Annotated in this window: 20 protein-coding genes; 10 read left to right on the top strand and 10 right to left on the bottom strand. The window is 70.6% G+C overall.

All coding sequences use genetic code 11. The annotated features are described in order from the left end of the window. Nucleotides 1–15 precede the first annotated feature (15 nt). The 3 genes from ACYVJS_RS09700 to ACYVJS_RS09690 all read left to right on the top strand — a co-directional run bounded on the left by ACYVJS_RS09700 (nucleotide 16) and on the right by ACYVJS_RS09690 (nucleotide 5,320). On the top strand, nucleotides 16–2,202 hold the full coding sequence (locus ACYVJS_RS09700) for an alpha-galactosidase (RefSeq protein ID WP_460739737.1): 2,187 nt from the start codon (nucleotides 16–18) through the stop codon (nucleotides 2,200–2,202). Further along, nucleotides 2,199–2,801 carry an SGNH/GDSL hydrolase family protein gene (locus ACYVJS_RS09695; protein ID WP_460739736.1) on the top strand — a complete coding sequence of 201 codons (603 nt, stop codon included), beginning with the start codon at nucleotides 2,199–2,201 and terminating at the stop codon, nucleotides 2,799–2,801. Before ACYVJS_RS09700 ends, ACYVJS_RS09695 begins: the two co-directional genes overlap by 4 nt. A gap of 77 nt (nucleotides 2,802–2,878) precedes the next feature. After that, nucleotides 2,879–5,320: a X2-like carbohydrate binding domain-containing protein gene (locus ACYVJS_RS09690; RefSeq protein ID WP_460739735.1), complete on the top strand. Its 2,442-nt coding sequence runs from the start codon at nucleotides 2,879–2,881 to the stop codon at nucleotides 5,318–5,320. Between the two features lie 60 nt (nucleotides 5,321–5,380). Here ACYVJS_RS09690 and ACYVJS_RS09685 read toward each other — a convergent pair whose 3' ends face one another. Next, the gene (locus tag ACYVJS_RS09685) at nucleotides 5,381–7,591 is read right to left on the bottom strand and encodes a glycoside hydrolase family 3 C-terminal domain-containing protein (protein ID WP_460739734.1); all 2,211 of its coding nucleotides are present in this window, start codon (nucleotides 7,589–7,591) and stop codon (nucleotides 5,381–5,383) included. A gap of 100 nt (nucleotides 7,592–7,691) precedes the next feature. On the opposite strand from ACYVJS_RS09685, the gene ACYVJS_RS09680 reads away from it, so the two are divergent. Then, nucleotides 7,692–8,288 (top strand): TetR/AcrR family transcriptional regulator, encoded by a 597-nt coding sequence (locus ACYVJS_RS09680; protein ID WP_460739733.1) that lies wholly within the window; start codon nucleotides 7,692–7,694, stop codon nucleotides 8,286–8,288. After that, nucleotides 8,285–9,736 carry a carboxylesterase/lipase family protein gene (locus ACYVJS_RS09675; protein WP_460739732.1) on the top strand — a complete coding sequence of 484 codons (1,452 nt, stop codon included), beginning with the start codon at nucleotides 8,285–8,287 and terminating at the stop codon, nucleotides 9,734–9,736. Before ACYVJS_RS09680 ends, ACYVJS_RS09675 begins: the two co-directional genes overlap by 4 nt. 23 nt (nucleotides 9,737–9,759) lie before the next feature. On the opposite strand, the gene ACYVJS_RS09670 is transcribed toward ACYVJS_RS09675, so the two are convergent. From ACYVJS_RS09670 to ACYVJS_RS09660, 3 genes are all read right to left on the bottom strand, one after another. Continuing rightward, on the bottom strand, nucleotides 9,760–10,644 hold the full coding sequence (locus ACYVJS_RS09670; protein WP_460739731.1) for a DNA-methyltransferase: 885 nt from the start codon (nucleotides 10,642–10,644) through the stop codon (nucleotides 9,760–9,762). Further along, entirely contained in the window at nucleotides 10,623–11,672 is a 1,050-nt protein-coding gene (locus ACYVJS_RS09665) for a lipoate--protein ligase family protein (RefSeq protein ID WP_460739730.1), read from the bottom strand. Before ACYVJS_RS09665 ends, ACYVJS_RS09670 begins: the two co-directional genes overlap by 22 nt. Nucleotides 11,673–11,865: 193 nt before the next feature. Next, nucleotides 11,866–12,714, bottom strand: coding sequence for an alpha/beta fold hydrolase (locus ACYVJS_RS09660; RefSeq protein ID WP_460739729.1), 849 nt, complete (start codon nucleotides 12,712–12,714; stop codon nucleotides 11,866–11,868). Between the two features lie 78 nt (nucleotides 12,715–12,792). On the opposite strand from ACYVJS_RS09660, the gene ACYVJS_RS09655 reads away from it, so the two are divergent. Genes ACYVJS_RS09655 through ACYVJS_RS09645 form a run of 3 tightly spaced genes read left to right on the top strand, consistent with a single transcriptional unit; the run spans nucleotide 12,793 to nucleotide 16,238 of the window. Next, nucleotides 12,793–14,382 (top strand): DHA2 family efflux MFS transporter permease subunit, encoded by a 1,590-nt coding sequence (locus ACYVJS_RS09655; protein ID WP_460739728.1) that lies wholly within the window; start codon nucleotides 12,793–12,795, stop codon nucleotides 14,380–14,382. Between the two features lie 45 nt (nucleotides 14,383–14,427). Then, nucleotides 14,428–14,859, top strand: a complete 432-nt coding sequence (locus ACYVJS_RS09650) for a MarR family winged helix-turn-helix transcriptional regulator (RefSeq protein ID WP_460739727.1) — start codon at nucleotides 14,428–14,430, stop codon at nucleotides 14,857–14,859. Nucleotides 14,860–14,864: 5 nt separating this feature from the next. After that, nucleotides 14,865–16,238 carry an MFS transporter gene (locus ACYVJS_RS09645; RefSeq protein WP_460739882.1) on the top strand — a complete coding sequence of 458 codons (1,374 nt, stop codon included), beginning with the start codon at nucleotides 14,865–14,867 and terminating at the stop codon, nucleotides 16,236–16,238. Between the two features lie 138 nt (nucleotides 16,239–16,376). On the opposite strand, the gene ACYVJS_RS09640 is transcribed toward ACYVJS_RS09645, so the two are convergent. The 4 genes from ACYVJS_RS09640 to ACYVJS_RS09625 form a co-directional block, all read right to left on the bottom strand. After that, a complete protein-coding gene (locus ACYVJS_RS09640) occupies nucleotides 16,377–17,222 on the bottom strand; it encodes a transglutaminase family protein (protein ID WP_460739726.1) in 846 nt (281 codons plus the stop codon). Then, nucleotides 17,219–18,151, bottom strand: coding sequence for an alpha-E domain-containing protein (locus ACYVJS_RS09635; protein WP_137419271.1), 933 nt, complete (start codon nucleotides 18,149–18,151; stop codon nucleotides 17,219–17,221). The genes ACYVJS_RS09640 and ACYVJS_RS09635 overlap by 4 nt, the downstream gene beginning before the upstream one ends. Beyond that, entirely contained in the window at nucleotides 18,145–19,938 is a 1,794-nt protein-coding gene (locus ACYVJS_RS09630; protein ID WP_460739725.1) for a circularly permuted type 2 ATP-grasp protein, read from the bottom strand. The genes ACYVJS_RS09635 and ACYVJS_RS09630 overlap by 7 nt, the downstream gene beginning before the upstream one ends. A gap of 402 nt (nucleotides 19,939–20,340) precedes the next feature. Beyond that, on the bottom strand, nucleotides 20,341–21,522 hold the full coding sequence (locus ACYVJS_RS09625; RefSeq protein ID WP_460739724.1) for a Bcr/CflA family efflux MFS transporter: 1,182 nt from the start codon (nucleotides 21,520–21,522) through the stop codon (nucleotides 20,341–20,343). Nucleotides 21,523–21,621: 99 nt separating this feature from the next. Between ACYVJS_RS09625 and ACYVJS_RS09620 the strand changes: the two genes are divergently transcribed. Beyond that, on the top strand, nucleotides 21,622–23,346 hold the full coding sequence (locus ACYVJS_RS09620) for a dihydroxy-acid dehydratase domain-containing protein (protein WP_460739723.1): 1,725 nt from the start codon (nucleotides 21,622–21,624) through the stop codon (nucleotides 23,344–23,346). Continuing rightward, nucleotides 23,343–24,725, top strand: a complete 1,383-nt coding sequence (locus ACYVJS_RS09615; RefSeq protein ID WP_460739722.1) for an FAD-dependent oxidoreductase — start codon at nucleotides 23,343–23,345, stop codon at nucleotides 24,723–24,725. Before ACYVJS_RS09620 ends, ACYVJS_RS09615 begins: the two co-directional genes overlap by 4 nt. 7 nt (nucleotides 24,726–24,732) lie before the next feature. On the opposite strand, the gene ACYVJS_RS09610 is transcribed toward ACYVJS_RS09615, so the two are convergent. Both ACYVJS_RS09610 and ACYVJS_RS09605 read right to left on the bottom strand, forming a co-directional pair. Further along, nucleotides 24,733–25,536, bottom strand: coding sequence for an IclR family transcriptional regulator domain-containing protein (locus tag ACYVJS_RS09610; protein WP_460739721.1), 804 nt, complete (start codon nucleotides 25,534–25,536; stop codon nucleotides 24,733–24,735). A gap of 69 nt (nucleotides 25,537–25,605) precedes the next feature. Beyond that, nucleotides 25,606–26,466, bottom strand: coding sequence for an ABC transporter permease (locus ACYVJS_RS09605; RefSeq protein ID WP_460739720.1), 861 nt, complete (start codon nucleotides 26,464–26,466; stop codon nucleotides 25,606–25,608).

Raw genomic sequence — 26,466 nt, 5'->3', positions numbered from 1 at the left:
ACCGAGGGAGCTCCGATGTACCACGGCGATGATGCCGCCCCCCACTTGCGCGCTGCCGGCGTCAGCCTCGTGATCGACCTCGAGGCCGCGGTTCCGCGCGTCCTGCACTGGGGCGCAGACCTCGGTGACGACGTCGCGACGACCGCCGCGCTGCGACTGACCGGAACACCGGCGATCCTGAACAACGCGCCCGATGTGCCCCGCTCCTTCACAATCTGGCCCACCGAGCACGACGGGTGGTCGGGCACGCCCGCGCAGTCCGGACACGCGGCGGGAACCGCCACCACGCCACGCCCTCGACTCGTGGCCGTGGACGTCGACATCGACCCGGCCGGGGGCGGCCGCATCCGCATCCGCCTGCACGACGACGTCACCGGTCTCGATGGCGAGGCCGCCTACGCGCTCGACCGCTTCGGCGTGCTGACCGTCTCGCTGGCGGTGGAGCGTCCCGCTGCGAGCGAGGGCGCGCTCTACGACCTCGACGGGCTACGGGCCCTTCTGCCCGTGCCGGCGCGCGCGAGCGAGCTCCTGGACTTCACGGGAAAGTGGGTGCGCGAGCGCGCCCCGCAGCGCGGGCCGCTGCGGGAGGGGTCCCACGTGCGCCGAGCGCGACGGGGTAAGCCCGGTCACGATTCACCGTTCCTGCTCGCCCTCGGCACCGAGGGGTTCGGGTTCGGCCACGGTGAGGTCTGGGCCGCGCACCTCGCCTACTCGGGCGACGGCGAGTACCTCGCTGAGCGACTCCCGGAAAGTGCCGGTGCGCTGCGTTCCGTGCTCGGCGCCGGCGAACTGCTGCGCGCCGGCGAGGTGCGACTCGGCGCCGGCGAGCGCTACGACGCACCGCCGGTCGTCTTCGTGTACTCCGGCGCGGGCCTCGACGGAGTGTCGGATCGCCTGCACCGTCGCCTGCGCGCGCGGTCCACCCATCCCTCGTCGCCTCGCCCGCTCACCCTCAACACCTGGGAGGCCGTGTACTTCGACCACGACCTGCCCCGTCTCGCGGCGCTCGTCGAGCGGGCAGCCGAGGTCGGCGTAGAACGCCTCGTCCTGGACGACGGTTGGTTCCGTCATCGCCGATCCGACCGCGCGGGACTCGGCGACTGGTACATCGATGACGGCGTATGGCCCGACGGACTGGCGCCTCTCGTCGACCTGGTGCGCGGCGCCGGCATGCAGTTCGGCCTGTGGTTCGAACCCGAGATGATCAGCCCGGACTCCGACCTGGCTCGCGCGCATCCGGACTGGATCCTGGCACCCAGCCAGGGCGCCGGGCCCACCGCGCGCAATCAGCAGGTGCTGGATATCGCGCGCCCCGAGGCATGGGAGTATCTGCTCGATCGCGTCAGCACGATCGTCTCGGCGTACGACATCGACTACCTCAAGTGGGACCACAACCGCGATCTCCTCGAGGCGGTCGCACGCCGCCCCGACGGTGATCGCCCCGCGGTGCGGGCACAGACCCTCGCGCTCTACCGGCTGCTCGACGAGCTGCGGCGGCGACACCCCGGCCTCGAGATCGAGACGTGCTCCGGCGGCGGGGGGCGCGTCGACCTGGGGATCCTCGAGCGCACGGACCGCGTGTGGGCGTCCGACTGCAACGACCCCGTCGAGCGGTCCCGCATCGAGCGCTGGACGCGCACCGTCGTTCCTCCCGAGCTGATCGGATCGCACCTGGGCGATGCCCGCTCGCACACGACGTCCCGCGTCACGGACCTCTCGTTCCGTCTGGTCACCGCTCTTACGGCGCACGCCGGCATCGAGGCGGATCTCACGACGGCCGATGCGCAGCAGCTGGCCGCGGTCGCCGCGTGGGCCGCGCTGTACCGCGAACTGCGCCCTCTCGTGCACACCGGTCGCATCGTGAACGCCGATCTCTCCGGGGATGCGACGCAGCTCACCGGCATCGTCGCGCAGGACGGAAGCCGGGCGGTGTACACGTGGTCTCGCCTCGCCAGCTCCTCCGAAGGACAGAGCGGGCGCATCGCCTTGCCCGGGCTCGACCCGCAGGCGCACTACAGCATCCGCGTGCGCACCGAGTTGGGCGAGGCCACGCGCCGCGAGGCCGCGGATCCCACGTGGGTGATCGACGCCACGGGCGACGCTCTCGCGCTGCCCGGCAGCGTGTTGGCGGTCGCGGGCGTGCCTCTGCCGACACTCGATCCGCAGCAGGCGATGCTCTTCGACGTCCGGCGGCTCTCGTGACCGGGGTTACGGTGCTCTTCGCCGGCGACAGCGTGACCGACTGCGGCCGGCGCGAAGATCCCTCAGGCCTCGGCGACGGCTATGTGCGCCTGCTCGCCAACGACCCCGCCCTTGCCGGATGCCGCGTGATCAACCGCGGCGTCTCCGGCGATCGCGCACGGGATCTTCGCGCCCGCTGGCGTTCCGACGTCGCGGCGCAAGAGCCCGCGCTCGTCAGCATCCTGGTCGGCGTCAACGACACGTGGCGGCGATTCGACGCCGACGATCCCACTTCCGCCGAGCGATTCGAAGCGGACTATCGGGCGATGCTCGACGCCACCCGTGCCCGTGTGGTGCTCGTCGAGCCGTTCCTGCTGCCGGTGCGCGCCGAGCAGCACGAGTGGCGAGCAGACCTCGAGGCCAAGATCGAGGTCGTCCATCGCCTCGCGTTCGAGTACCGCGCCGTCCTTGTTCCGGCCGACGCGGCGCTCTCCGCGCTGGGCGATCCGGCGGCTCTCGCGCCGGACGGCGTGCACCCCTCGCCGGCGGGCCACACCGCACTGGCGCGCCTCTGGCTCGCCGCGACCACCGACCTGCGTGAGGAGCTCTCCTCCCGCTGACCCTTTCGCCTCCGGCGGCGCGCAACGAAGCGCGCCGGAGTTCGCCGATGAACCCACCGCAGAAAAGGAGATTCCCCATGTCCGCTCCCCCCTCGCTCTGGCGACGTCGAAGCGCGGCGGCTCTGTCCACGGTCGCGCTCGTCGCGGCCGGGCTGGCCGTCCTCTCCCCGGCGCACGCCGCGGAGCCAGCCGCATCCGTCCCCCTCACCACCGAGGATTCGTCCGGTTCCTCTCTGGCGGAACGCGCTCTCAAGCCCTACATGGGCTGGAGCAGCTTCAGCATGCAGGTCTTCACCGGCGACGGACAGTGGATCAACGCCGACCAGATCATGGCGCAGTCGGACGCGATGCACGAGAAGCTGCAGTCACACGGCTACAACAGCATCAATGTGGACGCGGGCTGGAACGGCGGCGTCGACGAATACGGTCGCCCGACGCCCAGCGAGACGCTCTATCCGAACGGGCTGCAGGCCGTCATCGACCACGTGCACGCCAACGGCCAGACCTTCGGCCTCTACTTCATCCCGGGGCTCTCCCCTCAGGTGTACGAGGACGACCTACCGATCTACGGCGCACCCGAATGCTCGACGGGCGACATCGCCCTGCAACCGCTGCAACAGGCCGACTACTGGGACCTCGGGTACCGGATCGACTTCTCCAACCCGTGCTCGCAGAAGTACATCGACTCCATCGCCGACATGATCGGCGGCTGGGGGGTGGACTTCGTGAAGTTCGACAGCGTGACCCCCGGATCCGGCGTCGGCGACCTGTCGCTCGACGCGCGCGACGACGTCGCGGCGTGGTCTCAGGCGCTCAAGCGCAACGACATCTGGATGGAACTGTCGTGGGCCCTCGACATCCGCTACATCGACTATTGGAAGCAGTACGCGCAGGGTTGGCGGATCGACTGGGATGTCGAGTGCTATTGCGAAGGCGAAGCCCTCACGACGTGGGACAACATCGCCCGCCTCTTCCCGCGGCTGAACGAGTGGTGGCGCCACGGCGGTCCCGGCGGATGGAACGACCTCGATTCCCTCAACGTGGGAAACGGAGCGATGGACGGCCTGACTCGCGACGAGCGTCGCACCGCCGCAACGCTCTGGGCCGTGTCCGCCGCGCCGATGTACGTCGGTAACGACCTGACGAACCTCGACGAGTACGGGCTCGAACTGCTCACGAACGACGAGGTCATCGCGGTCAACCAGGCCGGACGTCCGGCTCGCCCCGTGAGCACCGGCGGCAACCACCAGACCTGGTACTCGGTCAACACCGACGGTTCACTCACGGTCGCCGTGTTCAACCTCGGCCGCACCGACGCCGACATCACCATCAACTGGGCGGATCTGGGCCTGGACGGCAAGGCCAAGGTCCGGGACCTGTGGGCGAAGAAGAACCTGGGATCGCAGGACGGATCGTTCACCGCGGAGGATGTGCCGATTCACGGCGCGCGTCTGTTCACGGTGACGCCCGCGAAGAAGTCGACGCTCAGCCTGAACGACGACGACCTGCGCCTGACGTATCAAGGCGACTGGCAGCGCAACAACGGCCGCGAGGTCGCTCCCGCATCGCAGCCGCTGACCGTCTCGGTGACCGACTCCGCCGCGGCGCGCGACGCGGGGGCCGAGCGCACCATCGCCGTCAACAACGATGACCCGGCCATCACGTACTCCGGCACGTGGAGCCGGAGCAGCGGCCGCGGAATGGGCGACTACAACGACGACGTGCAGTACGCGGAGGCGAACGGCAGCGCGTTCGAGTACACGTTCGTCGGGACGGGAATCGACTACGTGACGGAGACGCATGAGTCGCAGGGCGAGGTGGAGATCTACCTCGACGGCCAGCTCGTTGACACCGTCGATACCTCGCTCCCGGCCGGCACGCCACGTGGCGTGCAGCAGGCGGTCTATAGCGTGCGGGATCTTCCGAGCGCGCAGCACACCCTGCGCGCCGTGAAGAAGTCCGGGCAGTTCATGCTCCTCGACAAGCTCGATGTCGTGCAGGAGAGTCTGCTCGGCCAGGACGAGATCTCGTTCGACCGGGCTGCGCCGGCCGACGCGCAGGTCACGCTGCAGCGCCCCGGCGGCGAGCTCGCCGGTATCGCGGTCGGCGAGCGCGTCCTGGTCGGCGGCGAGGACTACGACGTCGACGGCGACACGGTGACGCTGCGCGAGGGCTTCCTCTCGTCGCTGCCGGATGGCGAGAGCAGTCTCGAGTTCCGTTTCCGCGGCGATGTGCGCGGCGACGTGCACGCTACCACCGAGAACGGCGCGGCAGTCGAGTTCGCTTTCCGCGGCACCTCGGTCGCGGTCACGGGTCCGATCGCGCCGGATCAGGGGGAGGTGGCGGTCTACATCGACGGCGAACTCGTCGACACGATCGACACCTCGGGTCCTGCCCGCCTGACCCAGCAGCCGCTCTTCACGAGCGAAAAGCTCAAGAACCGCGACCATGTGCTGCGTCTGGAGAAGGTCTCGGGCGATGTCATGCGAGTGGATGCCGTGACCTACACGCTCAAGTGACGTCGAAGGGCCCCGGGAAGGCGACTTCCCGGGGCCCTTCGCTCTGCCACATCCTGAGCCTCAGGCGTTGCCGGCCGCGATCAGCTCGTCGACCTGCTGGTCGCTCACGGGCGCATTCGGGAAAGCGGCGAGGCGGCCGATCGGGAACGACGCCATCATCTTGATCATCCCCGCGTCGTCCCCGAACATCGCGGTGATCGCCGGGCCGATGATCGGGGCGGTTGCGGGGTTCTGCAACAGCTCGCCGATCGACGACTCGCGCGACAGGGGCGGACGCACCTCGTCGCCTGCCAGCTCGAGCGCGACGGACGAGCGGATGTCGCGGCTGGATGCCGCGACCTCGAACACGTACTCGCCCGGCTCCACGGCCCAGCCGTCGATCCGGATGTCCCAGTAGGCGAGGTCGCCGCGGCGGACGATCAACTCGGCCGTGCGGGTCTCGCCCGCATCCAGCGCGACCGACAGGAACGACTTCAGCTCCCGCGGCGCCCGCTGTACGGCGGAGTCCGGCAGCGAGGAGTAGACCTGCACGATCTCGCGCCCGGCGCGGTCCCCGGTGTTGGTGACGTCGACCCGTACGAGCAGGTCACCCGCCTCGGTGACCTCGACGGCGGCATCCCCGTAGGAGAAGCTCGTGTAGGAGAGTCCGTGGCCGAACGGGAAGGCGACGTCCTTCGCGGCCGCGTCGAACCCGCGGTAGCCCACGAGGAGCCCCTCGCCGTAGCGCACGTGGCCGAACTCGCCCGGGAAGCTGCCGTAGGAGGGGGTGTCCTCCAGCCGCAGCGGAATCGTTTCGGTGAGCTTGGCCGACGGGTTGACGTCGCCGAAGAGCACGTCGGCCGTGGCCGAGCCGCCGGCCTGGCCGAGCAGCCATCCCTCCAGGATCGCCGGCACGCGCTCGGCGAAGGGCAGGGCGACGACGCCGCCGTTGGAGAGCACGACCACCACGTTCGGGTTGACCGTCACGACCTCCTCGACGAGCGCGAGCTGCGCCGCAGGCAGGTCGATGTGCGTGCGGTCGAAGCCCTCGGATTCCTCCGCGGCGGGAAGGCCCAGGAACACCACGACGCGTTCGGCGGATGCGGCGGCAGCGACCGCCTCGGCGCGGAGCGCGTCCGCATCCCCGCTGCCGTCGAACGTGAAGCCGGCGGCGAAAGCGACCTCGCCGTCGGCGGCGTCGCGGATCGCGTCGAGGGCCGCATCCACCCGCGTCGGGTTGATGAGAGAGGAGCCCGCGCCCTGGAAGCGCGGCTCGGCGGCGAACGCACCGATGACAGCGATGCGCTGCGAGCGACCAAGCGGGAGGATGCCGCCGTCGTTCTTCAGCAGCACGATCGAGCGACCGGCCGCCTCGCGGGCGAGCGCGTGGTGCGCGTCGACGTCCAGTGTCCCGGATGCGGCGGGCCGCGCTTCGGCCTTGCGTACGAGATCGAGCACGCGGCCGGCGGCGAGATCCACGGCGGCCTCGTCCAGCGAGCCGTCTCTCACGGCGGCGACGAGCTGCGCGTCGGTGCGACCGCCGCTCGAGGGCATCTCGAGGTCGAGCCCCGCCACGACGCCGGCGACGCGGTCGTTGACCGCGCCCCAGTCGGAAACGACGAGTCCCTCGAAGCCCCATTCGCCGCGGAGCACGGAGGTGAGCAGCCACGGGTCCTCGGAGGCGTAGACGCCGTTGATGCGGTTGTACGAGCACATGAGCGTCCACGGCTGCGCGTCCTCGACGACGCGCTGGAAGCCGCGCAGATAGATCTCACGCAGGGGCCGGGGATCGACGTCGCTCGAAACCCTCAGGCGGTCGGTCTCCTGGTTGTTCGCGGCGAAGTGCTTGAGCGAGGCTCCCACGCCCCGCGACTGGATGCCGCGCACGAGACCGGCACCCATGACGCCCGAGACGATCGGGTCCTCGGAGAAGTACTCGAAGTTGCGGCCGCACAGCGGCGAACGCTTGATGTTGACACCGGGGCCGAGGATCACGGCGACGTCCTCGAGCGCGGACTCCGCGCCCAGGGCGACCCCTACCCGCTCCGCGAGCTCGGGGTCGAACGAGGAGCCCAGGCCCACAGCGGGAGGGAAGCACGTGGCGGGAATACTCTGCGCGAGCCCGAGGTGATCGCTTGCCGCCGACTGCTTGCGCAGCCCGTGAGGACCGTCGGTCATCATGATCGAGGGCACCCCGACCCGGTCGATCGGCTTGGTGGTCCAGAAATCGCGGCCGCTGGTGAGCGAAGCCTTCTCCTCGAGCGTCAGCTCGGCGGGGGACACATCCGTCATGGTGCTCCTTCGTGATCGCAGCGCTGCTCCGCGCCGACGCGAAAAGCTTATGTCGCTCGGTTTTCGTCGCACAAGCGGTTTCGGGCATATCCTCGGGAACATGACGCAGCGGGGGGCCTATGCGAAGGGCGTCGCCCGGCGCGAGCAGATCCTCGAGGCGGCGCTCGCGGTGATCGCCCGCGAGGGCTATCGCGCCGCGTCCGTGCGCGAGATCGCGGACACCGTGGGGCTCAGCCAGGCGGGGCTGCTGCACTACTTCGACAGCAAAGAGCACCTGTTCGTGGAGATCCTCCGCAAGCGCGACGAGTTGGACCTGCGTACCTACCACCCCGAAGGCACGGACGACCTGCCCGCGGCGTACGAGCGGATGATCGCGCACAATGCCCAGGTTCCCGGGCTCGTGCACCTGTTCGCGCGGATGTCGGTGGAGGCGAGCGATCGCGCGCACCCGGCGCACGCGTACTTCGCCGATCGCACCTCCGGATTCCTCGACGGCCTCCGCGAGTGGTTCCAGGAGGCCGCCGATGCCGGGCGGATGAGGTCTGACGTCTCGCCCGCCACCGCCAGCAGGCTCGTGCAGGCCGCGTGGGACGGCGCCCAGCTGCAGTGGCTGCTGGATCCGTCAGTCGACATGGCCGCGATCCTCCGCGCCGCGTTCCAGAGCGCCCTGACCGGACACCAGGCGCAGCTGCGATGACCGATCCTCTCGTCACCATCTCGACCGGTACCCTCCGAGGCCTCCGCCGCCCGGGCTCCCTCGCGTTCCTCGGCATCCCCTTCGCGGCGGCTCCGGTCGGCGAGAACCGCTTCGCTGCCCCGCGGCCCGCCTCGCCCTGGGACGGCGTGCGCGACGCGACCGCCTACGGCCCGACCCCGCAGCGCGGCGACACCGGGATCACGCTCATCCCCGAGCCGTCGGTGCCGGGCGACGCGACGCTCAACGTGAACGTCTTCGCACCGGAGACGGATGCGGCGGCCCCCTTCCCCGTCCTCGTGTGGATCCACGGCGGCGGGTACATCTCCGGCTCTCCCGCGAGCCCCTGGTACGACGGTGACACGTTCGCCCGCGCGGGGATCGTCGTCGTGACCCTCTCGTACCGGCTCGGTTTCGACGGGTTCGGGGCGATCGATGGCGCCGTGAGCAATCGCGGCGTGCGGGACTGGATCGCAGCCCTCGAGTGGGTGCAGCAGAACATCGCCGCGTTCGGCGGCGACCCCGCACGCGTGACGATCGGCGGGCAGTCCGCCGGCGGGGGTGCGGTGCTGACGCTGCTCGGGATGCCGTCGGCGCAGCACCTCTTCGCGGCGGCGTGGTCGATCTCCGGCGCACTGGGAGATGTCCCGCTCGACGAGGCGCGCGCCCGCGGCGCACGCCTGGCGGCCGCGGCCGGCGTGAGCGCGGACCGCCACGGATTCGCCTCGGTGCCCGAGGAGAGACTGCACGCCCTGCAGAGCACGATCGAGCTCGCCCCGCACCGCGGACGGCTCGCACCGCTGCGCGAGATGATCGCCGAACGCGCGTGGGGGCCCGCGGTCGACGGCGACCTGCTCCGCACGGACACCCCGACCTCGATCGCCGCGGGCGTCGGCGCCGACAAGCCCCTGCTGCTCGGCTCCACGGCCGACGAGTTCACGATGGTCACCGACTCGTTCGCCCACAAGCTGCGCCTCATCCCGGCTTGGCTGGCACTGGCGGCCCTCGGGCTCGACCGCCGGCGGCGACGCGCCTACCTGCGCGACAACCCGGGTCCGCGCGGGAAGGGGACGGCGGCCGTGCTCGGGCGCTACGTGACCGACCGCGTGTTCGGTGCGCTCGTGCCGCGCGTCGCAAACGCCCGCCGGTCGGCCGCTCCGACGTGGGCGTACCGGTTCACCTGGCCCTCGCCCACGATCGGCTGGGCCTGCCACTGCCTCGACGTGCCCTTCTGGTTCGGACGCCTCGAGGCCGACGGTGTCGCCCGGATTGCGGGCACCACTGCGCCCGCATCCCTCGCCGCGCAGATGCACGCGACGGCGGTGGACTTCATCCGCGACCATCGGGCGTCCTGGACGCCATGGAGCGAGGCGCCCGGCACCACGCAGGTCTTCGACGTCGACTCCCCCGTCGTCCCCGACGGCTACGCCGGCACCGCCGCCCTGCTCTGACGCCCGCCCTCCCCGAGCGGGGCTCAGGCCTCGCGGGGCAGGGGCGGGATGAGCACGGCGCGCGGCATCCGCTGACGCATGACGGCGACCGCATCCGCGTTGTCGTCGACGAGCACGGCATGCCGGCCGAGGGGAGCGGCGACCGCGCCGGTGGTGCCGCTGCCCGCGAAGAGGTCCAGCACCGCGTCGCCGGGTCGGCTGGATGCCTGCACGATACGGCGCAGCACGCCCTCGGGCTTCTGCGTCGGATATCCGGTCTTCTCGCTGCCCGAGGTCGGCACGATCGTGTGCCACCACACGTCGGTGGGGAGCTTGCCGCGCGCGGCCTTTTCGGCCGTGACGAGTCCCGGCGCCATGTACGGCTCCCGATCCACCGCATCCGCGTCGAAGAAGTAGCGCTCCGGATCCTTCACGTACACGAGGATCGTCTCGTGCTTCGTCGGCCATCGGCGCCGACTCTTCGCGCCGTAGTCGTAGGCCCACACGATCTCGTTCAGAAACCGGTCGCGACCGAAGAGCGCGTCGAGCATGACCTTCGCATAGTGCACCTCGCGGTAGTCGAGATGCAGGTACAGCGTGCCGTCGTCGGCCAGCAGACGCCACGCCTCGATCAGCCGCGGTTCGAGAAAGCCCCAGTAGTCGTCGAACCGGTCGTCGTACGCGCGCAGGTCGCCCCGCAGCCGCGCGTACTCCTGCCCGCGGAAGCCGGGTTGGGAGACCGCATCCGGCGCGGACGCGGTCGCCGTCTCGATCGCGCGGATGCGGGAGCGCCCGGTGTTGAACGGCGGATCGAGGTACACGAGCGTGAAGGCTCCGGAGGGGAGCTCCTTCGCGATGGCGAGGTTGTCGCCGTGGTGGATGGCGACGGTTCCGGGGGTGGGCCCGCTCACGGCACGCGCTGCAACCACGCATCCGTGGCGAACTTGCTCTGAACGAGCGCCTCCGCCTCGGCGTATTCCTCTTCGGTGATATGCCCGGTCGTCGCGCCGTACATCGTGGAGAACGTGCTGATGAAGCGCTCGATGATCTGCTCTCTCGGCAGTCCCGTCTGGCGCCGCAGCGGGTCGACGCGCTTGGCCGCCGAGACCGTGCCCTTGTCGCTCAGCTTCTCGCGCCCGATGCGCAGCACCTGGGTCATGACCTCGCCGTCGAGGTCATAGCTCAGGGTCGCGTGGTGCAGGACGCCGCCGTTGGCGAGGCGCTTCTGCGCGGCGCCGCCGATCTTGCCCTGCGGGGAGGAGATGTCGTTGAGCGGCTGGTACGTCGCCTCGACGCCGAGCGAGCGCAGCGCCTGCAGCGCCCAGTCGTCGAGGAACGCATACGAGTCGGCGAACGTCATGCCCGCCACCAGGGATGCCGGTACGTACAGCGAGTAGGTGATGATCGCGTTGGCGCCCATCATCATCGCGCCGCCGCCCGAGATCCGCCGCACGACGTCGTAGCCGTGGCGGGCCGCACCCTCCGGGTCGACCTCGTTGCGCAGCGACTGGAACGAGCCGATGACCACCGCGGACTCGTTCCACTCCCAGAGCCGGAGCGTGGGGTTGCGCCGACCGTCGCCCACGCGGGCGGTGAGCACCTCGTCGAGGGCGAGGTTCATCCGCGGCGAGACGGGCGCGTCGTGCACGACCTCCCAGGAGAAGTCCTTCCATCCGGGAGCGGTGACCAGCGCCCGCCGGACGACCGTGCCGACCGCCTCGGGCGAGAACCCGAGCAGCTGCGCGCCCTCCGGAAGCGCCGCGCGCACCGCGGCGGCGATCGTGGCCGCATCCGTCTCGACCGAGAGTCCCTCGACCGCACGGTTGATGTCGATCAGGGCCTCGTCCGGCTCGAGGAAGAAGTCGCCCGCGAGGTGCACATCGGCGATGCGCCCCTCCCGCACCTCGAGATCGACGACAACGAGCTTGCCCCCGGGGACCTTGTACTCACCGTGCATGCTCTCAGCCTAGGTCGCCCGCTCCCCCGCGGCCCCGCATCCTCGGCCCACACCCGGCTACTCGCCGCATCCGTTCGACCCAGCGCTCCCCACATCCGCTTCCACCCATCGCCGAGACTGCATTTCCCGCACGAGATCACGGTGCTTACCCGTGATCTCGTGCTCGAAATGCAGTCTCGCGGGAGAGAGCCCCTCAGACGCGGGAGGGGATGCGGGCGTCGAGCCAGGCAAGGAGGTCGGCGCGCACGTCGGCCTGCATCACCTCGTTGAAGATCTCGTGGCGCGCGCCGGGGTAGACGAGCGTCGTGACGTCGGTGAGCCCGGAGCGCTCGCGGTACTCGGCGGCGAGCTTGTGGACGCTGCGCGGGCCGCCCACGGTGTCCTCGCGACCGACCATGAGCAGGATCGGGATGTCGCGGCCCAGATTCCGGCGCGGACGCCCGAACAATCGCGCGGCGTCGACGGGGCCGAAGAGCTTCAGCAGGGGCGTGCCCGTGGTGAGCGGGTCGTCGACGAACGCGCGTCCGACCGAGAGGTCGCTCGAGAGCCATGCAGTACCCGTGGCATCCTCGCGCCGCCACGGGGCGTTGAGGTTGCCGGCGTTCAGGGTTCCCGGCAGGCGCAGCGCCGACCCGGACAGCACGACGGCGTCGTAGGCCTCCGGATGCCGGTTCACCAGGATCTGCGCGAGGAAGGACCCCCACGAGTGGCCCAGCAGCACGAGCGGCAGGTCGGGGTTCTCGTCGCGGATGCGGCGGGTCAGCTGCCAGACCGCATCCACCGCCGCCCGGTGCCCGCCGCGGCCGAGCCGGCCGAGCCGCGCGGGATCGCCCCACTGCTTCAGGCCGGTGCGTCCGTGCCCGCGGTGGTCGTCCACATACACCGTGAAGCCCGCGGCGGTGAGGGCGGAGATGAGCGCCGGGTAGCGGCCGGCGTGCTCACCGACGCCGTGGAGCAGTTGGATGACACCGCGCGGGGTGCCCTGGGCGGGATGGACGTCATAGACGATCGCGACGCCGTGCGCGTCGGTGAACTCCGGCATGGTCTCGATGCTATGGGTCGCGCGCGGCTCCGACGGGTGTAATCTCTCGTCGAGAAAGCTAGAAAAGCGAGATACATCATGAACGCTCCGCCATCCCGCCGCTGGGCGGGCCTGGTCTTCATCAGCGTCGCCGTGTCGCTGATCATCGTGGACTCGACGATCGTGAACGTCGCCGTGCCCTCGATCGTCGACGAGCTGGGTGTCTCCTCGACCGAGGTGCAGTGGATCCAGGAGGCGTACACCCTCGTCTTCGCCGCGTTCCTCCTGCTGTTCGGGTCGATCGCCGATCGGATCGGCCGGCGCCGGCTCATGCTCATCGGCGTGATCCTGTTCGCTCTCGCCTCCATCGGCGCAGCTCTCGCCCCGGACGGGCGTCTGCTGATCCTCGCCCGACTCGTGCAGGGCGTGGGCGGTGCGATGATCCTGCCGACGACCCTCTCCCTCATCAACGCAACCTTCCGCGGCAAGGAGCGTGGCATCGCATTCGCCGTGTGGGGCTCGACGATCGGCGGCATGGCTGCCGTCGGACCGCTGCTGGGCGGCTGGCTCACCACGGCGTTGTCGTGGCGCTGGGCGTTCGGCATCAACCTGCCTCTCGCCGTCATCATCGTGATCGGCGTCCTGCTGACCGTTCCGGAGTCCCGCGAATCGGCCCGACGCGGCATCGACGGGGTGGGCGCCTTCCTGTCCGTCGTTCTCTTCGGTTCGCTCGTGTTCGGCCTCATCGAGGGGCGCACCTACGGCTGGTGGCAGAACACCGACACCACCTTCTCGCTCGGCTCGTTCACCTGGCCGTTCTCGATCTCGCCCGTCCCCGTGGCTTTCGCGATCGCCGTCGTCGCGCTCGTCGCCTTCATCTCGTGGAGCGTTCACCGGGTCCACCGCGGACGCGCCGCTCTCCTCGATCTCTCGCTCTTTCGCATCGGCACCTTCCGCGACGGCAACCTCGTCGCACTCACGGTCGCGCTCGGCGAGTTCGGCATCATCCTGTCGCTGCCTCTCTGGCTGCAGTTCGTGCTCGGTTTCGACGCGCTGCAGACGGGGCTGGTGCTCCTGGCCCTGGCGATCGGCTCCTTCGTCGCGAGCGGATTCGCCGGCGCCGCATCCGGCCGCGTGACGCCGGTCGCGATCGTGCGGGTCGGACTTCTCGCGGAGATCATCGGCATCGTCTGGGTCGGTCTCGTCGTCGCCCCGGATGCGGCGTGGGGCTGGCTGCTGCCGGCGCTGTTCGTCTACGGGTTCGGCGTGGGACTCGCGACCGCGCAGCTCACCGGCGTCATCCTCCAGGACGTCCCGGTCGAGCTCTCCGGGCAAGGGTCGGGCACGCAGTCCACGTCCCGCCAGGTCGGCGCGGCACTCGGCGTCGCGATCCTCGGCACGGTGCTGTTCACCTCGACCGGCGGCCTGCTGGCGAGCTCGCTCGACGATGCCGGCGTGCCCGCATCCCAGCGCGACGAGATCGTCTCGAGCGTCGTCGACTCCGCGGGCGGCGCCATCGCGGGACTCGCCGCGAACCCGCAGACCGCAGACATCGCGACCGCCGCCGAGACGGCCTTCTCCGACGGCACCCGCTACGCCGCGTTCACCGCGGCGGGGTTCATCGCCGTGGGCCTGGCGGCGACCCTCACCCTCGGCGGACGTCGCCGCGAGCAGGCTGAGTCCGGATAGTCGACAGATCCTTAGCAAGACTAATGAGCTATGCTAAGGATCGAGATGACCGACGAATCCCCCCGCGCCGCCGAAGCGGCGGAGCTGCGCATGTCCGTCTTCCGTCTCGCCCGGCGCCTGCGCGCCCAGCGCGCGGTTGATTCGATGAGCGACGGACAGTTCTCGGTGCTCATGGCTCTGAAGGTCAACGGCACGCGCACGCTCGGCGAGCTCGCCGCGCGCGAGCGGGTGACCGCGCCATCCATGAACCGCACGGTCAACTGCCTCGAGGAGTCGGGCTACCTCGAGCGGCGCAGCGACGACATCGACCGCCGCAAGGTCAACATCGTCCTGACGGATGCGGGCCGCGCCGTCGTCGAAGAGACCGTGCGCCGCCGCAACGCGTGGCTTGAGGAGGCGCTCGACGAACTCGATCCCGACGAGCGCGCGACGCTGCACGCCGCATCCGAGATCCTGCGGAAGGTGGCCGAGCGATGAGCGCCATGTTCCGCTCGATGCGGCTGTTCAACTACCGCGTCTGGTTCCTCGGAGCTCTCGTCTCGAACATCGGCGGGTGGATGCAGGCCACCGCCCAGGACTGGGTGGTGCTGACGCAGCTCACCGACAACGACGCCACGGCCATGGGCATCACGATGGCGCTGCAGTTCGGGCCGCCCCTCGTGCTCGTGAGCGTCACCGGCTGGGCGGCCGACCGCTTCGATCGCCGACGGATGCTGCTGGTCACCCAGTCGACGTTGATGCTGCTCGCCGTCGCCGTCGGCGTCCTCTTGCTGACGAACGTCATGACGCTGCCGCTCATGTGGTGCTTCGCGGCGGCGTTCGGCGTCGCGAACGCGTTCGACGCACCCGCGCGCCAGGCGTTCGTGACCGACATCGTCTCGCGCGACGACGCCTCCAATGCCGTCGCCCTCAACTCCGCATCCTTCAACGCCGCGCGTCTGCTGGGACCGGCGATCGGCGGCGTGCTGATCGTGCTGGTGGGCACGGGGTGGGTCTTCATGGTCAACGCGGGCACCTTCCTCGCGATGCTCGTCGCGCTCATGCTCGTGCGCGTGCGCGAGCTCGTCCCGCGCACGCGGGCACCGGGCGGCGCGCGACTGGCCGACGGCTTCCGCTACGTCGCGGGGCGGCCGGATCTGACGGTGATCTTCGCGATGGTGTTCCTGATCGCGGCGTTCGGCATGAACTTCCCGATCTTCGCCTCCACGATGGCGGTGCAGTTCGGACAGCAGGCCGACGGCTACGGGCTGCTGAGCTCCGTACTCGCCATCGGCTCCCTCGCGGGCGCGCTGCTGGCCGCGCGGCGCGATCGCGCCCGGATGCGGGTCGTGATCGCCGCTCTCGGCGCCTTCGGGGTCTTCTCCCTCATCTCCGCGGCGATGCCGACCTACCCGCTCTACGCCGTGAGCCTCGTGTTCGTCGGGTTCAGCACCGTCACGATCCTCACGACCGCGAACGGCTACGTGCAGACCACGACGGATCCGGCCCTGCGCGGCCGCGTGCTCGCGCTGTACATGGCGGTCATCATGGGTGCCACGCCGATCGGCGCACCGATCGCCGGCTGGGTCGCCGACGCCTGGGGCCCGCGCACAGCGATCGACGTCGGCGCGGTCGCGGGCCTGATCGGCTGCGCGATCGGCGTCACCTGGCTCCTCGCGTCCGGCCGGGTGCATCGCGACCCCGAGGCCCGCCTGCGATTCGAGATCGACGAGACCCGGCCCGTCCGCGTCGTCGCCCCGGAAGAGTTCAGCGACGAGGTCGCCGCCGCCACCGCTCCCGTCGCGCTCCCGGATGCGGCCGCCCGCCGCCGCATCCGCCGCCGCTCGCCGCGCACCGCCCGCGCTCCGCGCCCCTGACCCGACGGGCCCGGCGCGACGCGCCCGGCCCGATGCCCCGCTCGAACGTCGGAGATTCGGCCCGATGTCGGGGGTTTTCGGGTCGCATCCTCCGACATTCGGCCGATTCTCCGACCGGGCCGAACCGCAGCGCGCGGGTCAGGCCTCTCGGGTGATCGTGACCTTCACGTGCAGGTTGCTCTTGAACGGGCCCGCGTACACGCCGCGCAGCGGCGGCACGTCGTTGTAGTCGCGGCCGCGCCCCACGAGCACGTGGCGGTCGCCGATCTCGATGTTGTTCGTCGGGTCGAAGCCGGTCCACTCGCCGGCGAACCACTCGACCCACGCGTGCGACTCCCCCGTCACCGCGACGCCGACCTCGGCCTGCGGACGCGGATGCAGGTAGCCCGACACGTAGCGCGCCGGGATCCCCACCGAGCGCAGCGCACCGATGGCTATGTGCGCCATGTCCTGGCACACGCCCTTGCGCGCCTCCCACGCGTCGATGGCCGTGGAGTGCACGCCGGTCACACCGTGCATGTACTCCACCGCATCCCCGATCGCGACGCAGATCTCGTGCGCCGCGCGGCCGGGGTCGTCGTGACGCGCTGCGTAGGATGCGGCGAGCTCCGCGACCTCGGGATGCGGGCGCGTGCGGTTCGTCTGCGTCAGCTGCTCGACCGTCTCGAGCGATCTCGCCGCCTCGACCGCGAGCCGCTCCCAGGTGATACCGGTGTGCTCGATCGGCCGCGGACGCACCTCGACCAGGGAGCGCGCGGTGATCGTCAGCGCCTGGTGGGGCGAGAGCACGTCGAACGCACTCACCCGCGTGCCGAAGTAGTCGACGTAGGTGTTCACGGCGGTCGACGGCTCGATCTCGAGCGCCGCGCTGAGCACGAACTGGCTCTCGGTGGTGCCGGGAAGCATCCGCGCCTCGTTGTAGGAGGCCGAGACGTCGCCGCCGTACCGGAAGCCCGTCTCGTGCTCGATCCGCAGCCGCTTCATGAGGTCTCTCCGATCCAGCTGGGCTCGGCCTGCGTCGGGAAGAAGCGCTGGCGGATGGCGTCGGACGCTTCGCGCGTCACCGTCTGCACCCGCAGCATATGGGCGGGAAGCTCGCTCAGGATGTCACCGATCGGCAGATACTCGAGGTCATTGCGGATGCGGCCGAGCGCCCGCAGCACCTGATTGGACTGCCCCACGCGGTCCTCGCGCGGGTCGATGGCCGAGATGCACTCCTCGGCCCGCGAGATCGAGTAGATGATCGAGCGCGGGAAGAGGCGGTCGAGCAGCAGGAATTCCGCCGCGTTGCGCGCACTCGGCATCCCGCGGTAGGTACGCAGGTACGCCTCGTACGCGCCGCAGGAGCGCAGGATGGTGGTCCATGACGGGCCCGATGCCTCGGTCAGCGATCTGGTGGCGAGCAGCCGCGCCGTCATGTCGGCGCGCTCGATCGATCGGCCGAGGGTGAAGAACTGCCAGGCCTCGTCGCGACTCGTCGAGGAGTCGACGACGCCGACGGCGAGGGCGGCGCGCTCGCGCACCCACTGGAAGAACTCGTGCACCTTGTCGGTCTGCAGTCGCCGCGGCATCCGCGCGTTGGTCGTGTTGAGGCACTCCCACAGCTCGGTCGAGACGATCTCGCGCGCGCGGCGGGCGTTCTCGCGCGCGGAGGTCAACGAGTAGAGGATGCTGGAGGGGTTCATGCGGTCGACGGCGAGACGCGCGAGCACGTGCTCGCGGGTGACCGTCTCGACACCGTCGGGCGGCGAGGATCCCATGACCGCGAGCAGCGAGCGGCAGGCGGTGTCCTCGTCGATCCACGGGTCCTCCAGCAGCAGCTGCAGGTGCACGTCGAGGATGCGGGCGGTGCCGTCGCTGCGCTCGATGTAGCGCCCGATCCAGAACAGGCTCTCGGCGATCCGGCTCAGCAGCATTCCGCACCCCCCTCCACGTCCCGATTGCTGCAACCCATGTCCCAGTTGCCGCAGTTTTCGAGGTCGATTCCTGCGGAAAGCGGGACATGCCCCGGGGCGGATGCGGCGGCGCGAACCTGTTGCTGCTGCTCCTGCTGCTCGACGTTGGAGCGCGGACGGTCGTACGGCGAGTGATCGACCTCGTCGGGAGTGACCTCGAGTGCCGCATCCGTGATGATCGGAATGGCCTGCGTGATCGTCGAGGCCTGATCGGCCACGAGCCCCGCCAGACCCTGGCCCTGCCCGTACTCGACGTGGCCGGGGGCTGCTCCGCCGACCACCCACGTGTCCTTGGAGCCGCCGCCCTGGCTCGAGTTGACGACGAGCTGGCCCTCCGGCAGCGCCACCCGGGTGAGCCCGCCGGGCAGCACCCAGATGTCGTCGCCGTCGTTCACGGCGAACGGTCGCAGGTCCGCGTGGCGCGGCCGCATCCCGTCCTCGACGAGCGTCGGGATGGTGGAGAGCATGACCACGGGCTGCGCGATCCACCCGCGCGGGTCGGCCAGCAACGTCTTGCGGAGCGTATCGAGCTCGGCGCGCGATGCGTCGGGACCGACCACGAGTCCCTTGCCGCCGGAGCCGTCGACGGGCTTCACGACGAGCTCGTCGAGCCGGTCGAGCACCTCTTCGAGCGCCGCCGGATCCTCCAGCCGCCAGGTGTCGACGATCGGCAGGATCGGCTCCTCCGACAGGTAGTAGCGGATGAGATCGGGCGTGTACGTGTAGAGCAGCTTGTCGTCGGCGACGCCGTTGCCCACCGCGTTGGCGATCGTGACGTTGCCCATGCGCGCGGCGAGCATGAGCCCCGGCGCGCCCAGCATCGAGTCGGCGCGGAACTGCAGCGGGTCGAGGAAGTCGTCGTCGACACGGCGGTAGATGACGTCGACCCGCTTCGGCCCGCGCGTGGTGCGCATGAAGACACGCCCGCCCATGCACAGCAGGTCGCGTCCCTCGACGAGTTCCACACCCATGAGTCGCGCGAGCAGTGTGTGCTCGAAGTACGCCGAGTTGTAGACGCCGGGCGTCAGCACGACGACGTTGGGGTCGTCGATCCCGGGCGGGGCCGAGGCACGCAGGGCGGCGAGCAGCTTGTTGGGGTAGTCGCCCACGGGACGCACCCGCATCGAGAGGAACAGTTCGGGCAGCGTCTGCGCCATGACTCGCCGGTTGGAGATGACGTAGCTGACGCCCGAGGGCACCCGGACATTGTCCTCCAGCACGCGCATCTTGCCGTGCTCGTCGCGGATGAGGTCGATGCCTGATACCTGGATGCGGACGCCGTTCGCCGAATGGATGCCGGCGGCCTGGCGGTAGAAGTACTGGCTCGACGCGATCAGACGAGCGGGGATCACCCCGTCTCGCACGCAGTTCTGGCGACCGTAGGCGTCGTCGAGGAACGCCTCGAGGGCCCGGACGCGCTGCTTGACGCCCGCCTCGATCTCGCTCCACTCCGCGTAATCGATGATGCGTGGCACCGCATCCAGCGGGAACGGCCGCTCCTCGCCTGCGAAGTCGAAGGTGACGCCCTGCGCGAGGTAGCTGGAGGCGAGCGACTCAGTGCGTCCGCGCAGCTCCTCCTGCGTCATGCGGGCCAGCGCCTGGTAGAGCTCCCGATAGGCGCTGCGCGACTCCGCAGCCGCCCCGGGGTGCGCGGGATGACCGAACATCTCGTCGAAAGCGGGCAGCCCCTGCGGGGTCTTGCGCGGCGCGAGAGTGGAGCCGTAGCCGTCGAACAAGTCGCCCATGCGATGAGCCTAATCGGGCGCGTATTGCCAGGATGTTTCTCCGCACTCCGCGTTGCGGATACGGGCGGGTGCCGGCGGGCACGCATCCCCATCCACCCCGGGGCGCACGTGTCCGCTCCGGCGCGCATCCCCATCCGATCGGGCGCGCAGGGGTCCGCTCGGGGCGCGCGTCCGCTCGACGCCCGCATCCGTGTCTCACACATGCACGCGCAAGGCCCCCCACGCGTGCACAAGTGAGACACGCACCACCCGGCGCCTCCCACGCCCGCTTGCGTGTCTCAAACGTGCACGCGACGCGCCTCGCACACGTGCACAAGTGAGACACACGGCCCCCGCCCCCCGCACTCCGCGCGCCGCACCCCACACACCAGCCCGCCCCGCACCCCACTCCGAGCAGCCGCGTCAGGGACGGGTGCGGGCGGCGCACAGCGCGCTGACGACGAGGCATGCGAGCATGCCCGCCGCCATGGGGACGGCGGTGTGCGAGCCCAGGATGCCGCCCACGGGCGCCGCGGCGGCGGCCACCGCGTACTGCGCCGAACCCATGAGAGCCGCTCCCGCACCCGCCGCGAATCGCGCCCGCGACAGGGCGAGGGCGCTCGCACTGGCCAGCACCGCGGAGGCCGCGGCCCCGCTCACGAGGACGGGCACGAGGAAGGTCACGAGCGTGAACGGCCCCCACAGTGCGAACGCCAGCAGCGCGCTGGCGGCCACGAGCGCCGCACCCTGGGCGGCCGCCATCATCCGTCGGATGCCGAAGCGCCCGACCAGCACGGCGTTGACGGTACTGCCGGCGAGCACGGAGCCCGCGTAGAGCGCGTAGACGAGCGCGAAGCCCCACGGCCCGGTGTGCAGGATCTCCTGCGCGACGAAGGAGGATGCGGCGGAGTGCACCGCGAGCGCCGCGAAACCGAACGCCATCGACAGGGCGGGCAGGACGTACCCTCGATCGCGCAGCAGGCGCCCGTAGTTGGCGGCCATGGCTCCGAACCGCAGGGTCTGGCGCCGCTCGCGTTCCAGACTCTCGGGGACGAGAACGGCCGCCGCGGCCAGTGCGAGCGCGGCGAACACCGCGAGCACGAGGAAGCCCGCCCGCCATCCGCCGAACCGCAACGCCGCGGCCCCGAGGATGGGAGCGGCGAACGGACCCGCCGCGATCACGGACATGAGGATGCTGTATGCGCGAGCCGCGGCGACGCCGCTCGCGAGGTCGGCCACGACCGCTCGCGCGACGACGACGACTGCCGCAGCCCCCAGCCCCTGTGCGACGCGCGTCGCGACGAGCACCTCGATCGAGCCGGCGGCGGCGGATGCGGCGGCGGATGCGGTGAGCAGCCCCAGTCCGCACAGGAGAGCGGGACGGCGACCGGTCACGTCCGAGAGCGGTCCGATCAGCAGCTGCCCGCCTGCGACGCCGAACAGGAACCCGGTGTAGACCATCTGACCGCCCGCGGTGGTGGTGCCGAGCTCGTCGACGATCACACCGAGCCCGGGAAGGAAGAGGCTCGCCGCGAGCGGGTTGGCGGTCATGAGCAGACCGAGAACAAGGACGAGGCCCGCGGTCAGCGGGCGCGACGCCGTCATCGGAGGACCGCTTGCACGAGACCCGAGTGTACGCATTGCGTGCAGACGATCGCAATGCGTACACTCGGGTCTGTCGATGACGACATGGAAGGACGGCCGATGTCCGCGTTGCGCAGCAATCTCCCTCCCACCTCCGCGCTCGGAGTCGCCCGTCGCGCGCAGTGGCGCTCCCTCGGCATCCCCGCGGCGGAGCTCAACCGCCCGAAGATCGCGATCGTCAACACGTCGTCGGATCTCGCGGCGTGCTTCGCGCATCTCGACGACATCGTCGTCGTGCTCAAGAAGGAGCTTCGCGCACAGGGCCTGCTGCCGTTCGAGATCCGCACCGCCGCCCCCTCCGACTTCGTCACGAGCGCGGGACGCGCCGGGCGCTACATCCTGCCGAGTCGCGACCTCATCGTGAACGACATCGAGGCCGCCGTCGAGGGCGCGCTGCTCGACGGCATGATCTGTCTCAGTTCGTGCGACAAGACCACGCCGGCGCACCTCATGGCGGCGGGACGCCTGAACGTACCTACGGTGATCGTGCCGTGCGGCTATCAGCACTCCGGCCTGGCCGAGGGGCGCGAGGCCGACGTCGAGGAGGTCTTCCTGCTCGCCGCCCAGGCGGCCGTCACGGGGGCTCCCACCGACGACCTCATCGACCTCGCCGACGACGCGATCCTGGGTCCCGGCGTCTGCTCGGGCATGGCCACCGCGAACTCGATGCACGTGGTCGCCGAGGCGCTCGGCATGACCGTTCCCCGTGCCGCTCCGGTCCGTGCAGGCGGCGCGCGGATGTGGGACAGCGTGCGCCGCTCGGCTGTCGCCATGGCCGATCTGATCGCCCGCGACATCCGCCCGCGCCAGATCATCACTGCCGAGGCGATCCGGGATGCGGTGCGCGCCATGCTCGCCGTGGGCGGCTCGATGAACACGATCAAGCATCTGCAGGCCATCGCGATCGAGGCCGGGGTGGAGGTCGACGTCTGGGGCCTGTTCCGCACGCTCGGGCGCCAGACCCCGTTGCTCGCATCCGTGCGCCCCAACGGCCCCGCCCTCATCGAGGAGTTCGATGACGCCGGCGGCGGCGCCACGCTGCTGCGCGCATTGCTGCCGCTGCTGCACGGTGAGCGACCCACTGTCGCGGGCACGACCGTGGCCGAGAACGCGGCGGCAGCCCCCACTCCGGACGGGGTGGTCATCCGCTCGCTCGAGGACCCGTTCGGCACAGATCCCGCGATTTCCGTGCTCCGCGGCTCGCTCGCCCCGGGCGGCGCCGTCGCGAAGCGTCCCGTCCCCGATCCGGGCCCGCACCGCTTCCGCGGGCCGGCGCGCGTGTTCGCGAACCGGGAGGAGGCGATCGGGGCGATCGGCGACGGTCGGCTGCAGCGCGGCGATGTCGCCGTGATCCGCGGCATCGGCGTACGGGGGGCGCCCGGGATGGGTTTGACCTCCGCGTTCATCTTCGCTCTGCACGCGCGGGGGTTGGCCGATGACGTCGCACTCGTGACCGACGGGCAGTTCAGCGGACTGGTCAACCAGGGCATCTCGATCGGCGAGGTCTCCCCCGAGGCCGCGGACGACGGGCCGCTCGGCCGGGTGCAGGACGGCGACGTGATCGACATCGATCTGTCCGAGGGGCGCGTCGACCTGCTCGTCGACGCCGCCGAGCTCGCCGCGCGCGAGCCCTACCGCCCTCCCCTCGACCGCGACTCCGGCGGCGGGATGCTCGACCAGTACGAGCACCTCGTTCAGCCCCTCGGATGCGGCGCCGTGCTGTGCGCGCGGCCGGGGCTCTGCGACCGAGACGACACCGAGACCCCGAGCCTGGAGGACGTATGACCGATTCGACGATCACCCTGCCCGCCGCCCGCATCCCCGTCATCGGCGAGTATGACGTCGTCGTGGTGGGCGGGGGGCCCGCCGGCCTGTTCGCCGCCACGGCCGCCGCGCGGGCGGGCCGCTCCGTGGTGCTGCTGGAGCGCTACGGGTTCCTCGGCGGCGCGGGGACCATGGGCGGCTTGAGCACCTTCTGCGGCCTTCACGCGCGCGTGCACGGGGTCGACACGCGCGTCATCCGGGGGATCACCGACGACCTGCTCGACCGCCTCGTCGCCCTCGACGGGCTCAACGACCCGCACCTGAGCGTCGACGACCGCATCATGGCGCAGGCGTTCGACATCTCGGCCTACAAGATCGCCGCCGACGAGCTGCTCGTCTCGGCCGGCGCGGAGGTGCTGTTCCACACGACTGCCGTCGACACGGTGCTCGCCGACGACGGCGCGATCGACGCGGTCGTCATCGAATCGAAGTCGGGCCGGCAGGCCGTGCGCGGATCGGTCTTCATCGACGGGTCCGGCGACGCCGACATCGCCGCCTTCGCGGGTGCGCCGTTCGAGCGTTCGGAACAGCTGCTCTACCCCTCGCTGATGTTCCGCATCAACGGGGTCGACTACGACAAGGCGGGCCCGGCCTGGCGCACCATCCGTCGCCTGATGGAGGATGCGGAGGCCGCCGGCACGCATCGCTTCCCCCGCAAGAAGCCCATCGTGCGTCCGCAGCGCAATCCGCTGGAGTGGCGCTCGAACCTCACACAGTTGAGCAACGACGACGGTTCTGCCGTCGACGGCACCGATGTGCGGCAGCTCTCGCACGGGGAATTGCAGGGGCGCCGCCAGGTGCGCGACACCTTCGCCTTCATCCGCGAGCGAACGCCCGGCTTCGAGGACTCCTACGTCGTCGACATCGCCCCGCAGATCGGAATCCGCGAGACCCGGCGCATCCGCGGCCGCTACATGCTCACCGAGCAGGACGTGCTCGGCTGCGCCGATTTCACCGACGCGATCGGGGTCAACGGCTGGCCGGTCGAGGCCCACGTGGCGGGAGACGTCGAGTTCCGCTTCGCCCCCGCAGACAGCAGAGGCTTCAACCAGCTGCCGTACCGGATGCTGGTGCCCCAGGTCGTGCCGAACCTGCTGGTCGTGGGGCGCTGCGCGTCGATGACCCAGGGCGGGCAGTCGTCGGGGCGCGTCACCGGTCCCTGCTTCGCGATGGGCCAGGCGGCCGGCACCGCAGCCGCTCTCGCCCTGGGTGCGGGCGTTGCGGTGGGCGACGTGGACGTCTCGGGGCTCCAGGCGCGACTGATCACGGACGGCGCCTATCTCGGCACCGAGGAGCCGACCGCCGAGATGGTGGTGCCCACGCCCGCCTCGGCGCGCTGAGACCGCGTCAGCCGCCCGCGGGCGGCGTCCGGTACACGCCGGGGTTCGCCGCGCGATAGGCGTCAGCGATGCGCTCGGCCGCATCCCGCAGCACGGGCACGATCTCCTCACGCAGCGCCGCGTCGCGCGAGCGGAGCGTGGTGGACGACACCGTCAGTCCCGCCACGGCTCGTCCCGCGACGACGATCGGCACGGCGGCCGCGATCATCCCGGGGTGCAGCTCTTCGATCGACACGTCGTAGCCGTCGACGCGCACCTGCCGCAGGCGCTCGCGGAGAGCTTCGGTCGCGACGATCGTGAGCGGGGTGTATGCCTCACGCGGGCGCGCCAGGTAGGCGTCGAGCTCCGACGCGGGCAGATCCGCCAGCAGCACGCGCCCGACCGCCGTCGCGTGCGCCGGCAGGCGTGTGCCCACCCGCACCGCGTCCGGAAGCGGACGCCGTTCCTCGACGCGCGCGACGTGGATCACATCGGGCAGATCGAGCTCGCCGATGCTGCAGGTCTCCCCCGTGCGCGCGACGATCTCGGCCATGATCGGCTGCGCGATCTCCGGTAGCGACGAGGCGGCGAAGTAGCCCGCACCGAGCTCGAGGATGCGGGCCGTCAGCGCCCAGCGACCGTTCTCGTTTCGGACGTAGCCGATGTGCTCGAACGTGAGCAGGATGCGGCGCACGACGGGCCTCGGCAGCTGAACGCGCGCCGCCAGCTCACTCACGCTCGAGGTCGCGTCGTGGCCACCGAAGGCGCGCAGCACCGCGACGGCGCGCTCTACACTCTGGATGCGGTCGCGCGATCTGTCCTCCTGCGTCACCTGGCTACCTTCCCACGACGCGCGCCGACGCCGCGCCCCTGGGAGAGCGCGGCGTCGGGGATGTGCGGATCAGAGGTTCTCGCGCAGGCCGTAGACCGACTCGTGCCACGGGATGAAGAACCGCTTGGCCTCGTTGACGATCAGGTACAGCACGAGACCGATGAGCGAGAGCAGCAGGATCAGGGCGAAGGTGCGCGCCGCATCCAGCGAGTTCATGGCTCTGACGACCATCGCGCCGAGCCCGACGCTGCCGCCGAGGTACTCGCCGACGATGGCGCCGATCGTGGCCAGGACGATCGCGACCTCCATACCGGCGAACAGGTACGGCTGCAGGCTGCGCATCTCGAGCTGCGTGAAGGTCTGCGCCCTGGAGGCGTTGAGGCTGCGCATCACCTCGCGCTGTCCCCGCTCGACGGATCGCACGCCTAGCAGCACGTTGAGCATTACGGGGAAGAACGCCAGCAGCGCGGCCAGGACGATCTTCGAGGTGATGCCGAAGCCGAACCAGATGACGAACAGGGGCACGAAGGCGACCTTGGGGGCGACCTGCGCGATGACGATCAACGGGCGGATGCTGACCTCGAGCCACGGGAGCTTGCCGAGGACGACGCCCACGACCACGCCGAGGACGACGGCCACGGCGAAGCCGACGAGGATCTCGGTGACGGTGACCCCCGCCTCCGCCCACGTCTTGCCGTCGGAGACGAGTGCGACGAACGCCTCGCCGACGGCGGCCGGCGGCGGGAACACGAACGGGTTCACCTCGAACACGCTGACGTAGAGCTGCCACAGGCCGACGATCACGACGACGAGGGCCGGGGTCACGATCCACGGCAGGATCTTCATCGTTCGAGCGCGGGCGCGGCGGCGCTCGAGGGTGACGACCGAGGTGGTCGTCGGCTGGTCCGGGGGCGCTTGCACGGTGGTCAT

Source organism: Microbacterium neimengense, assembly GCF_054782995.1.
Note: the sequence above shows the minus strand (reverse complement) of the source record. Positions and strands in the feature narration are given on the sequence as shown.

Coding starts and splice junctions, on each gene's coding strand:
- ACYVJS_RS09645 (WP_460739882.1), top strand. CDS start 14,865: ATGTTCCGCTCGATGCGGCTGTTCAACTACCGCGTCTGGTTCCTCGGA.
- ACYVJS_RS09625 (WP_460739724.1), bottom strand. CDS start 21,522: ATGACGGCGTCGCGCCCGCTGACCGCGGGCCTCGTCCTTGTTCTCGGT.
- ACYVJS_RS09685 (WP_460739734.1), bottom strand. CDS start 7,591: ATGACGGATGTGTCCCCCGCCGAGCTGACGCTCGAGGAGAAGGCTTCG.
- ACYVJS_RS09680 (WP_460739733.1), top strand. CDS start 7,692: ATGACGCAGCGGGGGGCCTATGCGAAGGGCGTCGCCCGGCGCGAGCAG.
- ACYVJS_RS09650 (WP_460739727.1), top strand. CDS start 14,428: ATGACCGACGAATCCCCCCGCGCCGCCGAAGCGGCGGAGCTGCGCATG.
- ACYVJS_RS09655 (WP_460739728.1), top strand. CDS start 12,793: ATGAACGCTCCGCCATCCCGCCGCTGGGCGGGCCTGGTCTTCATCAGC.
- ACYVJS_RS09665 (WP_460739730.1), bottom strand. CDS start 11,672: ATGCACGGTGAGTACAAGGTCCCCGGGGGCAAGCTCGTTGTCGTCGAT.
- ACYVJS_RS09675 (WP_460739732.1), top strand. CDS start 8,285: ATGACCGATCCTCTCGTCACCATCTCGACCGGTACCCTCCGAGGCCTC.
- ACYVJS_RS09700 (WP_460739737.1), top strand. CDS start 16: ATGTACCACGGCGATGATGCCGCCCCCCACTTGCGCGCTGCCGGCGTC.
- ACYVJS_RS09630 (WP_460739725.1), bottom strand. CDS start 19,938: ATGGGCGACTTGTTCGACGGCTACGGCTCCACTCTCGCGCCGCGCAAG.
- ACYVJS_RS09605 (WP_460739720.1), bottom strand. CDS start 26,466: ATGACCACCGTGCAAGCGCCCCCGGACCAGCCGACGACCACCTCGGTC.
- ACYVJS_RS09620 (WP_460739723.1), top strand. CDS start 21,622: ATGTCCGCGTTGCGCAGCAATCTCCCTCCCACCTCCGCGCTCGGAGTC.
- ACYVJS_RS09660 (WP_460739729.1), bottom strand. CDS start 12,714: ATGCCGGAGTTCACCGACGCGCACGGCGTCGCGATCGTCTATGACGTC.
- ACYVJS_RS09640 (WP_460739726.1), bottom strand. CDS start 17,222: ATGAAGCGGCTGCGGATCGAGCACGAGACGGGCTTCCGGTACGGCGGC.
- ACYVJS_RS09615 (WP_460739722.1), top strand. CDS start 23,343: ATGACCGATTCGACGATCACCCTGCCCGCCGCCCGCATCCCCGTCATC.
- ACYVJS_RS09690 (WP_460739735.1), top strand. CDS start 2,879: ATGTCCGCTCCCCCCTCGCTCTGGCGACGTCGAAGCGCGGCGGCTCTG.